This window comes from Subdoligranulum sp. APC924/74 (genome assembly GCF_003324125.1).
Taxonomy (GTDB): Bacteria; Bacillota; Clostridia; order Oscillospirales; family Ruminococcaceae; genus Gemmiger; species Gemmiger qucibialis.
In genome coordinates this window covers 1-13483 of record NZ_PSQF01000073.1, presented here as the reverse complement: position 1 = coordinate 13483, position 13483 = coordinate 1, and the positions used below count along the sequence as shown (strand labels likewise).

At 57.8% G+C, this 13483-nt stretch carries 7 protein-coding genes; 1 reads left to right on the top strand and 6 read right to left on the bottom strand.

The features are described 5' to 3' along the window. Nucleotides 1-93 precede the first annotated feature (93 nt). The 4 genes from C4885_RS12720 to C4885_RS12705 all read right to left on the bottom strand — a co-directional run bounded on the left by C4885_RS12720 (nucleotide 94) and on the right by C4885_RS12705 (nucleotide 7762). A complete protein-coding gene (locus tag C4885_RS12720) occupies nucleotides 94-1575 on the bottom strand; it encodes a glutamate synthase subunit beta (RefSeq protein ID WP_114000698.1) in 1482 nt (493 codons plus the stop codon). A 14-nt stretch (nucleotides 1576-1589) separates the two neighbouring features. Next, nucleotides 1590-6146: a glutamate synthase large subunit gene (gltB, locus tag C4885_RS12715; RefSeq protein WP_114000697.1), complete on the bottom strand. Its 4557-nt coding sequence runs from the start codon at nucleotides 6144-6146 to the stop codon at nucleotides 1590-1592. 281 nt (nucleotides 6147-6427) lie between these two features. Continuing rightward, a complete protein-coding gene (mscL, locus tag C4885_RS12710) occupies nucleotides 6428-6844 on the bottom strand; it encodes a large conductance mechanosensitive channel protein MscL (RefSeq protein ID WP_114000696.1) in 417 nt (138 codons plus the stop codon). A gap of 93 nt (nucleotides 6845-6937) precedes the next feature. Next, the gene (locus tag C4885_RS12705; protein ID WP_114000695.1) at nucleotides 6938-7762 is read right to left on the bottom strand and encodes an Mrp/NBP35 family ATP-binding protein; all 825 of its coding nucleotides are present in this window, start codon (nucleotides 7760-7762) and stop codon (nucleotides 6938-6940) included. Nucleotides 7763-7966: 204 nt separating this feature from the next. Between C4885_RS12705 and C4885_RS12700 the strand changes: the two genes are divergently transcribed. After that, on the top strand, nucleotides 7967-9367 hold the full coding sequence (locus tag C4885_RS12700) for an oligosaccharide flippase family protein (RefSeq protein ID WP_114000694.1): 1401 nt from the start codon (nucleotides 7967-7969) through the stop codon (nucleotides 9365-9367). A gap of 538 nt (nucleotides 9368-9905) precedes the next feature. Here C4885_RS12700 and C4885_RS12695 read toward each other — a convergent pair. Then, nucleotides 9906-11681, bottom strand: coding sequence for an ABC transporter ATP-binding protein (locus tag C4885_RS12695; protein WP_114000693.1), 1776 nt, complete (start codon nucleotides 11679-11681; stop codon nucleotides 9906-9908). A 59-nt stretch (nucleotides 11682-11740) separates the two neighbouring features. Next, complete coding sequence (locus C4885_RS12690) at nucleotides 11741-13390, bottom strand: GDSL-type esterase/lipase family protein (protein ID WP_114000692.1); 1650 nt, start codon at nucleotides 13388-13390, stop codon at nucleotides 11741-11743. Nucleotides 13391-13483 lie beyond the last annotated feature (93 nt).

The window sequence follows — 13483 nt, the reverse complement described above, 5'->3', positions numbered from 1 at the left end:
TTTTGGCAACGCAGATGCCGTGCCGCAGCTGCCGGAGCGGTGCTTAAGCCGCAAGGCGGGAATTGTGCGGTGTTGCCTTAAGAAAATGGCTTGTTACAGGTTGGTGTAGCCCATCAGGCTCTTATCCACCTCGGCGGCGGCATCGCGGCCTTCGCGCAGGGCCCAAACAACAAGGCTCTGGCCGCGGCGCATATCGCCGCAGGTAAATACATGGGGCACGTTGGTGGCGTACTTAGTATCGGCAACGGTGCCGCGCTTGGTCAGGTCAACGCCAAACGCTTCGGCCACATAGGGCTGGCAGCCGGTAAAACCGGCGGCAATCAGCACCAGGTCGCACTCGATGGCAAATTCTTCGCCGGTGGGCACCATGGCGCGGCGGCCGGTGGCTTCATCCACCACTTTGCTTTCCAGCTTGGCAATCAGCGCACCGCAAACCTGACCGGCTTCGTCCTTATAGAACTCTTTGACCGTGGTCTGGTAAATGCGCGGGTCGCTGCCAAACACGGCAATGGCTTCCTGCTGGCCGTAATCGGTTTTCAGCACCTTGGGCCATTCGGGCCAGGCGTTGGCGGCGGTGCGTTCTGTGGGCGGGCAGGGCATCATTTCCAGCTGGGTCACGCTTGCGCAGCCCTGGCGGATGGCGGTGCCGACACAGTCGTTGCCGGTATCGCCGCCGCCGATGACCAACACCTTTTTGTCCTTGGCACTCACGGCCTTGCCATCGGAAAAGCCGGAATCCAGCAGGCTGCGGGTCACGCTGGTCAGGTAATCCACGGCAAAGTAGATCCCCTGTGCATCGCGCCCCGGTGCGCTGATGTCACGCGCCTGCTTAGCACCGCAGGCCAGCACAACGGCATCGTGTGCATCCAGCACATCCTGGGCAGGGGTGCTGCCGCCAACATCGGCGCAGGTTACAAAGTCAATGCCCTCGGCCTTCATAATGTTCACGCGGCGGTCAATGACCTGCTTTTCCAGCTTCATGTTGGGGATGCCGTACATCAGCAGGCCGCCCACGCGGTCCTCACGCTCGTACACGGTCACTTTGTGGCCGCGCTTGTTCAGGTAATCGGCAACCGCAAGGCCGGCAGGGCCGGCACCTACCACGGCAACGGTTTTGCCGGTGCGGGTCGGGGGCGGGCAGGCGGTCAGCAGGCCGGATTCATAGCCATATTCTACAATGGCGTGCTCGTTCTCCTTCACGGTAACAGGGCTGCCGGTGGTGTAGCCGCAGGTGCAGGCAGCTTCGCACAGAGCGGGGCATACCCGGCTGGTAAACTCCGGGAAGCGGTTGGTGGCGCGCAGGCGATGTACAGCCAGATCCCACTTGCCCTGGTAGACCAGGTCGTTCCATTCGGGGATCAGGTTGTTCAGCGGGCAGCCGCTTGCCATGCCGCCAATCATCATGCCAGCCTGGCAGAACGGTACGCCGCAATCCATGCAGCGGGCACCCTGCGCCTGCTGTTCATCCTGCGGCAGCGGGATGTGAAATTCGTTAAAGTTCTGAATGCGTTCTTCGGGCGGCAGCTCCGTGCTGGTCTGCCGGGCAATTTCCATAAATCCTGTCGGTTTTCCCATCGTTTGCGCCTCCCTTATTTGTTAGCAGCGTTCTTCATTGCATAGAACGCTTCGATCTGTGCCTGCTCGCTGTCTTCGCCTTTTTCTTCCATCTGGGCAATCAGGCGCAGCATCTTGTCATAGTCATGGGGCAGGACCTTTTTGAACTTGGGCAGATACTCGCCAAAGTTATCCAGAATTTCCTTGCCGCGGGGGGAGCCGGTGGCTTCCACATGTTCACGGATCAAATCCTTCAGCAGCGAAACATCATACTTGTGTTCCACCGGCTCCAGGCTGACCATATCCTTGTTGACGCGGGTGTAGAAATCCCAGTCCTCATCCAGCACATAGGCGATGCCGCCGCTCATGCCGGCTGCAAAGTTTTTGCCGGTCTTGCCCAGCACCACCACGGTGCCGCCGGTCATATATTCGCAGCCGTGGTCGCCGACGCCTTCCACAACAGCGGTAGCGCCGGAGTTGCGCACGCAGAAACGCTCGCCAGCCACACCGTTGATGAACGCTTTACCAGCGGTTGCACCGTACAGGGCAACGTTGCCAATGACAATGTTCTCGCTGCGGTCATAGGTGACATCCTTGGGCGGGTAAACGATCAGCTTGCCGCCGGAAAGGCCCTTGCCCATATAGTCGTTGGAATCGCCAACCAGTTCCAAGGTCAGGCCAGCGGGGATAAAGGCACCAAAGCTCTGGCCGCCGTACCCGTTGCAGATCACATGGAAGGTGTCTTCCGGCAGGGTGTTGCCAAACTTGCGGGTGATCTCACTGCCAAAAATCGTGCCGAACGCGCGGTCAGTGTTACCAACTTCCAGTTCAACGGTCATCGGCTTGGGCTCTGCCATGTCAAAGCTCTTCTTGAACTTCTTCATCAGCACGCGCATATCCGGCGTTTTTTCCAGGCCGAAGTTGTAAACATCCTTGGCGTTGAAGTGTACGCTGCTGTTTTCCACCAGCGGGTTTTTCAACAGGGCAGTCAGGTCCATCTCGCTTGCGCGGGAACCAGCCGGGGCATCCTTGACTTTCAGCAGGTCGGTGCGGCCAACCAGTTCATCCACGGTATGCACGCCCAGGCGGGCCATGTATTCGCGCAGATCCTCGGCCATAAAGCGCATAAAGTTGATGATGTATTCCGGCTTGCCCTTAAAGCGCTTGCGCAGCTCGGGGTTCTGGGTGCAGATGCCCATGGGGCAGGTATCCAGGTTGCACACGCGCATCATCACGCAGCCCATGGCAACCAGCGGGCCGGTGCCAAAGCCGAACTCTTCAGCGCCCAGCATGGCGGCAATGGCCACATCGCGGCCGCTCATCAGCTTGCTGTCGGCTTCAATGCGCACGCGGGAACGCAGGCCGTTCATGATCAGGCTCTGGTGTGCTTCGGCAAGGCCCAGCTCCCACGGCAGGCCCGCATTGTGGATGGAGTTGCGCGGTGCAGCGCCGGTACCGCCGTCAAAACCGGAAATCAAAATCACTTCGGCGCCGGCCTTGGCAACGCCGGCGGCAATGGTGCCGACACCGGCTTCGCTGACCAGCTTGACGTTGATGGCAGCCTTGCGGTTGGAGCATTTCAGGTCATAGATCAGCTGGGCCAGGTCCTCAATGGAGTAGATATCATGGTGCGGCGGGGGAGAGATCAGGCCCACGCCGGTGGTGGAGTGGCGGGTCTTGGCAACCCAGGGGTAAACCTTGCCGCCAGGCAGCTGGCCGCCCTCGCCGGGCTTTGCGCCCTGTGCCATCTTGATCTGAATCTCACTGGCGGAAACCAGATACTTGCTGGTCACGCCAAAACGGGAGGATGCCACCTGCTTGATGGCGCTGTTGCGCTCGGTGCCAAAACGGTCTTCGGCTTCGCCGCCTTCGCCGGTGTTGCTCTTGCCGCCGATGCGGTTCATGGCAACGGCCATGCACTCGTGGGCTTCCTCAGAAAGGGCGCCATAGCTCATGGCAGCGGTCTTGAAGCGGTGTACGATGGAATCCACGCTTTCCACTTCGTCCAGCGGGATACCGGCGTCAGGATAATTGAAGTCCAGCAGGCTGCGCAGGTGCATGGCATCGCCGCCCGCGGCGTTCACGGCATCGGTATAAGCCTTGAACTTGTTGTAATCGCCGGTCCAGCAGGCCTGCTGCAGCAGGTGGATGGTCAGCGGGTTGTACAGATGATCTTCGGCCAGCTTGCCGCTGCGGAGCTTGTGCTCACCCAGGCTGGTCAGCTCCATGCTGATATCCAGGCCCAGAGGGTCGAATGCCTGCTTGTGGCGGGCTTCCAGGTCGTTCTGGATGTCGCGGATGGTAATGCCGCCCACACGGCTGACGGTGTTGGTAAAGTACTTATCCACTACCTCGTTGCTCAGACCCAGCGCTTCAAAAATCTGGCTGCCCTGGTAGGACTGGATGGTGGAAATGCCCATCTTGGAGGCAATCTTGACGATGCCGGCCAGAACGGCTTTATTGTAGTCGTTCACGGCGGCATAGTAATCTTTGTCCAGCAGACCCTCATTGATCAGCTCGCCGATGGTCTCCTGTGCCAGATAGGGGTTGATGGCGCAGGCGCCGTAGCCCAGCAGGGTGGCAAAATCATGAACCTTGCGGGGCTCACCGCTTTCCAGGATCAGGGCCATGGCGGTGCGCTTGCGGGTACGAACCAGATACTTGGAAACTGCGCCCACAGCCAGAAGGCTGGGGATGGCGACATGGTACTCATCAATTTCGCGGTCAGACAAAATCAGGATGTTGGCACCATCACGGTAGGCACGGTCCACATCAACGAACAGGCGGTCAATGGCCTTTTCCAGGTCGGTGTTCTTATAGTAGCAGATGGAGATGGTTTCCACCTTAAAGCCGGGAACCTTCATGGCCTTGATCTTCATCAGGTCGGTTTCGGTCAAAATGGGGTTGGTGATTTTCAGCACCTTGCAGTTCTCGGCGTCCTCTTCCAACAGGTTGCCCTGTGCGCCAACGTATACGGTGGTGGAGGTCACGATCTTCTCGCGCAGGGCGTCGATGGGCGGGTTGGTGACCTGGGCAAACATCTGCTTAAAATACTCAAACAGCGGGGGATGGGTGTGGCTCAAAACGGCCAGCGGGGTATCGCTGCCCATGGCACCGGCAGGCTCTGCGCCGTTCTTTGCCATCGGCAGGATCATGGTGGAAACATCCTCGTACTGGTAGCCGAATGCTTTCTGCAGCCGCACCAGCTCGTCATGCTCGTGGCTGGGCACACGCTCGTTGGGGATCTTCAAATCGGCCAGGTTGACCAGGTTGCGGTCCAGCCATTCGCCGTAAGGCTCGCGGCTGGCGTAATCGGCTTTCAGGCTTTCGTCGTCCACCAGCTCACCCCTGGCGGTATCCACCAACAGCATTTTGCCGGGGCGCAGGCGATCCTTGCGCACGATTTCTTCGGCGGGAATATCCAGCACGCCGACCTCACTGGAAAGGATCAGGCGGCCGTCTTTGGTGATATAGTAGCGGCTGGGGCGCAGACCGTTGCGATCCAGCACAGCACCCATCACATCGCCGTCACTGAACAGGATGGAAGCGGGGCCGTCCCACGGTTCCAGCATGGTGGCGTAATACTGATAGAACGCACGCTTTTTGGGGTCCATACTATGGTTGTTTTCCCACGGTTCGGGGATAGTGACCATAACAGCCAGCGGCAGCTCCATGCCGTTCATAACCATAAACTCCAGCGTGTTATCCAGCATGGCGGAGTCGGAACCACCCTGGTTCACAATGGGCAGAACCTTGGTCATATCCTCTTTCAGGTAGTTGGAACCAATGGTTTCCTCGCGGGCCAGCATGGTATCCACGTTGCCGCGGATGGTGTTGATCTCGCCGTTATGCAGGATAAAGCGGTTGGGGTGGGCGCGGTTCCAGCTGGGTGCCGTGTTGGTAGAAAAACGGCTGTGCACCATGCCGATGGCAGATTCATAATCTTCGCTCTGCAAATCGGGATAGAACAGGCGCAGTTCTTTAACCAGGAACATGCCCTTGTACACAATGGTGCGGCTGGAAAGACTGCACACATAAGTATCCTGGCTGGACTGTTCAAACACGCGGCGGGCAACATAAAGCTTGCGGTCAAAGTCAATGCCGGGCTTTACGCGGGCCGGGCGTTCCACAAATGCCTGCCAGATGCTGGGCATGCAGGAACGTGCCTTGTGGCCCAAAATTTCCGGGCAGGTGGGCACTTCGCGCCAGCCAAGGAAGTTGAGCCCCTCTTTTTTGCAGATGATCTCAAACAGCTTTTTGTCCTGGTTGCGGTTCAACTCTTCCTGTGGGAAAAAGAACATGCCAATGCCGTAGTCACGCTCGTTGCCCAGCGTAATGCCGGCTTCTTCGGCAGCTTTTTTGAAGAACTTGTGGCCGATCTGCAGCAGGATACCGACACCATCGCCGGTTTTGCCTTCGGCATCCTTACCGGCACGGTGTTCCAGGTGCTCCACGATCTGCAAAGCATCGTCGATCGTTTTGTGGGTTTTGCGGCCCTTGATATCCACAACTGCACCAATGCCGCAGTTGTCATGTTCAAACCGCGGATCATACAGCCCGGCGGGGGCCTTGCGCTCTGTAAAGTTTTCCATCCGTTTTTGCTCCTTCCCGTAAATTCCTGCGGGGCCGGGCGGGAACGCACATTTCCCACCCTGGCATAGATACGAAAAAAGACGTTCCCCAACGGGTACACTAACCCGTTTGTGGGAACGTCTTTGTTCTTGTATGTACTATACCACACCAGTAGGGGAATGGCAATCATCAAACAAAAGATTTTTATGAAATTAACGCAAAAACCTTATTTGCTTTGCTTTGCAAGGACCAAACTTAATAAAATTAAGCTGCGGCAATAACTGCCGAGCAAAACGGTGTGTTATTTGCCGTTTGCAGCCTGCTGCTCTTTCAAAACAGCCAGGATCTCGGTCAGCAGCTCCTCCTGCGTCGGGGCCTTAGGGGCTTCCGGCTCGGCGGGCTTTTCTTCTTCATGCTTGCCCAGGTCCATGAGCTTGTTCATGGTTTTCAGCATACAGAACAGAACGAATGCCAGAATGATAAAGTTAATGACGGCAGAGATGAATGCACCGATGCCCAGGTTGATGCCAAACGGCAGGTGCAGCACAACATCACTGAAATCTGTCTGGAACAAAATGCCAATGATGGGGTTGATGATGTTGTCCGTCAAAGAAGTGACCAGCGTGGAGAATGCGCCGCCGATGAGAACACCGATGGCCATGTCCATCATGTTGCCTTTCAGGGCAAAAGCTTTGAACTCTTCCAGGAACTTTTTCATAATGTGTTTCCTCCTGTATGGATAAATTTTTCAGGGCCATGCCCCACACAGGCTGCAAACGGGGCATGGGGCCCGGATTCCAAAATAAAAAAGTTACTTCAGCAGCTTGGCTACAGCGTCTGCTGCGCCGTCCAGATAATCCCCGGCAAAGGTTTCAATCATGCCGGCGTCCGCCTCTTTGGCAAATTCGGGGTTCAGCGGCATTTTGGCCAGCACGGGCAGGTGGTACTTCTTGCCGGTCTCGTCCACATGGCTGTCGCCAAACACGTTGATATGCTTGCCGCAGTCCGGGCAGAGCACATAGCTCATGTTTTCCACAATGCCAAGGATGGGAACCTTCATCATTTCGGCCATCTGCACAGCCTTGCCAACGATCATGCCGACCAACTCCTGCGGACTGGATACAATAATGATGCCGTCTACCGGCAGGGTCTGGAACACGGTCAGCGGCACATCGCCGGTTCCCGGAGGCATATCGACAAACAAAAAGTCAACGTCGTCCCAGATCACTTCCTGCCAGAACTGCTTGACCGCACCGGCAATCACGGGGCCGCGCCACACAACGGGGGCTTCCTCATCTTCCAGCAGCAGGTTGATGGACATGATCTTGATGCCGGTGTGGCTTTCCACCGGGTTGATGCCGTCCTCGGTGCCCATGGCCGGGCCATGAACGCCGAACAATTTGGGGATGGAAGGGCCGGTAATGTCAGCATCCAGCACGCCGACCTTGTAGCCTTTGCGGCGCATGGAAACAGCCATCATGGCGCTGGTCATGCTTTTGCCAACGCCGCCCTTGCCGGAAACAACGCCGATCACTTTTTTGATGTGGCTTTTTGCGTGCGGCGGTTCATGCTGCGGCGCACGGCTGGAACAGTCAGCGTGGCAGTTGCTGCAATCGTGGGTACATGCTTCACTCATGTGGGTATAGCTCCTTTTATCTGTGCCGGGCGGGGCGCTGCAACTGCCCCGCTTCGGCACCGTTCTCCGTTTTGCGGCATGGGCCGCACTTTATTAGTGTACCGCGTCAGAGCACAAAATGCAAGTACTATCAAAACGAATAGTACGCCAAACCAGCAAAAATGTCCGAATTGTATGGGTGATACTTCTTCATAGAACCCTGCCATAAACCGCAGCAATGCAGAATATACTGGCTTTATACGGGCAAAGGGGGCGGCAAAAACGGCACTGCGGGGGAAAACTTATCTGAAAAATGCAGCACTGCTGACAGTGGCGGGCTTTGCGCTGCGGGCGCTGGGCATGGTGTTCCGGGTGTTTGTGGCTGCGCGCCTGGGACCGGAGGGTATGGGCCTGTACCAGCTGATCTTATCCGTCTATATGGTGTTTGTTTCGCTGGCTTCGGCGGGCATCAATGTGGCGTCCACACGGCTGGGTGCGCAGTGCCTGACCCGTGGGCGCGGCATGGCCCCGACGCTGCGCAGCCTTGCGGCAACAGCGGCCGTATTGGGCACCGCCGCCATGCTGGCGCAGCTGGCGCTGGCGGACCCTTTGGCCCGCTTTGCCCTGCATGATTCCCGCGCGGAGCTGGGGCTGTGTACGCTGGCCCCCAGCCTGCCGTTTATTGCGGCGGCCGGGGCGCTGCGGGGGTGCTTTTTGGCGCGGCGAAGGGTGGAACCGAATATCATTGCCCAACTGGTGGAGCAGACCGTGCGGATGGCCGTGGCCGCATTGGCGCTGGTAAAGCTGGCCCACTGGGGCGCGGCTTACGCTTGCTGTGCGGTGCTCATCGGCAATACTGTCAGCGAGGCGGTCTCCTGCGGCATTATGGCGCTGTTTGCCCGGCAGGAACCGAGCTTCCGCCCATGCGCCGATGACCCGCCCCGCGGCTATACCAGCCGGGAGCTGTGGGAAATTGTGCTGCCCGTGACCGGCAGCCGGTTGGTGGCCAGCGTTTTGCAGGCAGGGGAAAGCGTGCTGATCCCCGCCTGTCTTGCCGCTTACCTTGGCACCCGCGCCGAAGCCGTGGCGCAGTATGGTTCCTTAAAAGGCATGGCACTGCCGCTTATCTTTTTTCCGTTCTCGGTGCTGGCGGCACTTTCCGGCCTGCTGATGCCGGAGATCACCCGTGCCCACACCGCCCGGGATACCGCTGCCCTGCGCCGCCTTGTGCGACTTGCCATGGGGTTGACGGGTGGGTTCTCGCTGTTGGTGGGGGCCGCGCTGATGCTGTTTGGCAAGGATGCCGCCATTTTGCTCTATCACGATGCCCAGGCGGGCCGCTATGTGCAGGTACTGGGCTTTGTGGCGCCCTTTATGTACCTGGAAAGCATGGTGGATGCGATCTTAAAAGGCATGGGGGAGCAGCTGGCGACCTTCCGCTATTCGGTGCTGGATTCCATTTTGCGCATTGCAGGCATTTTGTGGCTGATGCCGCAATACGGTATGCCGGGCTTTCTGGCGGTCATGACAGCCTCTAACCTGCTGACCTGCGGGCTGAATACGGGGAGAATGGTGAGGCAATTAAGGAGGGAGGAAGTCGGAACTGAGAGGGAAATTAGGAATTAGAAATTGGGCGGAGAGGAGACAGGAAAAAATAAATAATAATGAATAATGGTGGCGGATCGCGGTGTGCCGCTCAGAAAATATTGGGTTTGTTATGTGTTGGAAACAGGCGGCAGATAATAGAACGCTCAAAACCGTTCCCTATAAAATCACAAAAATCACCCCGCCGCGGGAAACTTCTGCCCCAACGGCGGGGTGGCTCTGCATTATATATTTTAGGCAATACCGCATAATTCTAAGTGCCGATACGGCGAGCGAGGTGCGGCAGATGCCAAGCCAAAAGCGCAGATAATACTGGATGCTGCAAAGGTGAGCGCCGCCAGTGGCGGAAACAGCGAACCGAAGCAGGGGCAGCGGTCGCAGAGTGCGAGGGGCTTTTGCCCCCGAAGCACGATGCGGGTACCGCAACCCGACATTATCGAGCATTTTGGCGACGCAGATGCCGTGCCGCAGCTGCCGGAGCGGTGCTTAAGCCGCAAGGCGGGAATTGTGCGGTGTTGCCTTTATATCGGAACAAAGCGGCATAGCGTCCGCTTTTCCATCACAGCGTCTGCCCGCTGACCAGCCCGTTCCACAGGCGGTAATAAATGCCTTTCTTTGCCAGCAATTCCTCGTGGCGGCCCTCTTCCTCAATGCCGGATTTGCCCAGCACCAGAATGCGGTCAGCGTTTTTGATGGTGGTCAGGCGGTGGGCAATCGTCAGCGTGGTGCGGCCCTTGGCCAGCTTATCCAGGCTTTGCCCAACCAGAATCTCACTCTCGTTGTCCAGCGCGCTTGTGGCTTCGTCCAGCAGCAGGATGGGCGGGTTCTTCAAAAATACCCGCGCAATGCTGATGCGCTGTTTCTGCCCGCCGGAAAGCTTGACCCCGCGTTCGCCTACATAGGTATCATACCCGTCTTTCAGCTCCCGCACAAAGCCATCAGCACCGGCCAGCCTGGCGGCGGCAATGATCTCCTCCCGCGTGGCACCCGGCTTGCCGTAAGCGATGTTTTCGGCCACCGTGCCGCTGAACAGGTAAACATCCTGCTGCACCACGCCAACGGCATTGCGCAGGCTGCTCAGGGTAACATGGCGGATGTCCTGCCCGTCAATTAAAATCTCGCCGCCGGTCACATCATAAAAGCGAGGGATCAGGTTGCACAGGGTGGTTTTGCCGCCGCCGGAAGGCCCAACCAGCGCCAGATTCTCGCCGGGGCGGATGTTCAGGTTTACATGACGCAGCACCTTGTTGTGGTCGTCCGGGTATTCAAAGCTCACATCGCGGAACTCAATGCCGCCTTTTTCCACCTGCAGCGGTTTGGCGTCGGGGGCGTCAGTGATCTCAACGGGGGTATCGATAATGTCAAAAAAGCGCTCAATGCCGGTCACGCCGCGCTGGAACTGCTCGGCAAATTCCACAATGCGGCGGATGGTGGCAATCAAAGTGGAAACATACAGCACATAGGCAACCAAATCGCCAGCGCTGATGGTGCCATATACCAGCGAAAGGCCGCCTGCCACAATGACCACCAGATACATCAACCCGTCAAACAGCCGGGTGGAGGTGTTGAACGCGGCCATGGCATGGTAGGTTTTCTTCTTGATGGTCTGGAACGCGGTGTTGCCCTGCTCGAACTTTTTGTTCTCTTCCTCTTCCGCGGCGAACGCCTTCACAACCCGCTGGCCCAGCAGGCTGTCCTCAATCGAAGCGTTCAGCTCGCCGATCTGGAACCGCTGGCGGCGGAACGCGGCGCGAAGCTTCAGGTTCAGCTTGATGGATACAACCGCCATCAAGGGCACGCAGGCAAACACCACCAAAGTCAGCGGTACGCTGGCCCCGCACAGGATGATGAACGAAGCCGCAATTTTGATGCCCGCAATAAAAAATTCTTCCGGGCAGTGGTGGGCGAATTCGGTCACATCAAACAGGTCGTTGGTAATGCGGCCCATGATCTGCCCAACTTTGGTATTGGAATAATAGGTGTGGCTCAACCGCTGCAGGTGGGCAAAGGCATCCCGCCGCATATCGGTCTCAATGTAAACGCCCATGATGTGGCCGGTGCCGGACATAAAATACTGTGCGGCACCATCAATCAGCCGCAAAATGAGATACAGCAGGGCGAGCTTTAACACCGCATCAACCGTCAGCACAATGCCGGGATTGGTGGCGGCGTTGGTTAGGTAGCTCATAATTTTAGGCAGCACGATATCACACAAAGTGGTCAGTGCGGCACAGAACAAATCAAAAATCAAAATGCGTTTGTATCGCATCAGGTAAGGGGTAAACCGGCGGATCAGCGCCGGGGTGCCAATGTGCTGCTGGCTGGGGTCATTCATAAGATTAAGTTCCTCTTCTTTTCAAAAAATCAAAAATAAATGCAATCAAAAAATCAGGGTTATTCCTGCGGAACCTCGGTGGGGGCTTCGCTGGCAGGCTCGGTTTCCTGCGGCGGCTCTGGGTCAGGGGCCGGTTCCGCGGTAATTACCGGCTCCGGTGCACCCGTCGGTTCGGGCTCCGGCGTAATGACAGGTTCCTGCGTAGGCTCCGGGGTAGTTATCGGCTCTGGTGTGACAACAGGTTCCGGCGTCTGGGTAACTGCCGGTGTCGGTGAAGGGGGTGACGTGGGCGAAGCTGTCGGCGTTGCGGTGGGCAGCGGTTCAATGGGCGCTGTTTTGATGTAGCCGCAGCGCTGGCAGGTGTAGGTCATCACCCCGGCTACACCGGGCTGGGGCTGCAAGGTGATAACGCCCTTGTCATAGTCATGCCCCAGGGCGGGCAGTTCTTTTTCTTTTACCTTGCCGCAGATGGTGCACTTGACTTTTACGGTGCCGTATTCCAAACAGGTGGGCTCAATGCGGGTATCCTTTACTTCCACAAATTCATGTTCGTGTTCGTCCGGCTCAAAGTGTGCTGTCACAATCACGCCGTTGGCGTCCGCATTGCTGGGCACGGTAAAGCTCAGGGAAGAACTGCTGGAGGCCGCCCCCAGCGATGCCGTCCACCCGGCAAACTTCCAGCCTGCATCGGGTACGGCTTTCACGGCGGAGCAGGTGCCGCCCTTTTTCACTTTCTGGCTGGTGGAACCGCTGATGCTGCCGCCGGATGTGGCCACAAATTCCACCGGCACTTTAGCGCCGCGCACGGCGATCGGATCCGAGGAGATTAACCCCAGCGGTACGCCGTCCGGCTCCGGGATGACGACTGTGCTTTCGGGGCGGCGGTCCTGCGTGACGTAAGCGTGGGTGCGCACATAAGTAAAATAGGCAGTGACAGCCTCTTTGGAAAGATGCACCCCGTCCGAAAGGGTATAGTCCTTTTTAGCCCAGCCGGTGGCGTCATCCCGCAGCACTTCGGCGGTGTTCAAAAATTTGTAGCCGTCCTCCTCGCACATTGTCACAAGGGCGGCGTTGTACGCATCTACCTGGGTCATGGTCAGGTTGGTGTTGTCCCGCTGCTGGTCCAGCGGGGGAATGGCGCTGACGATAATATCCGCATAGGGCCACGCTTTGGTGATGGCGGCCAGCCCCTCCCGGTACTGTGCGATGAACTTGGTGGCATCCGTGGAGCTGCCACCAAGGTTGTTGGAGCCGAAACCAATGATAATGCGTTTGGGCTGCAACTTGGCAACGGCATCCGGAATGGTGTACAGGGTGCTGTCTCCCTTGAACTTTTCGCATTTCAGGGTGGTGATGGAACCGGCCCCCATGCTGACCACGCCAATGTTGTTTTTCAGCGTGGAAAACGCCGTTCCGGTGTCATCGGCGTACATGGTGTAGCGCACGGTGTTGGAATCCCCAATGAACAGGGTGTCGTCCACATAACTGCGCCCGGCATCTGCTGTCTGCGGCAGAATAGTGGGCACGGTGGTATCTGCTGGGGCGTGGGTGGCGGTGGCCTGAACAACGGTGGCAGTTGGGGCAACCGTGGCGGATGTTTCCGGCGTGGCGGTATGATCGGGCAGAACATCCTGCGGCTTGCTGCAGGCACACAGCGCAGCACACAGCGCCGCCGCAGCCAAAATTTTACCCCAATTCGGGCATTTCATGCGCTCATCTCCTTTTTAAGGCAATACCGCATAATTCTAAGTGCCGATACGGCGAGCGAGGTGCGGCAGATGCTAAGCCAAAAGCGCAGATAA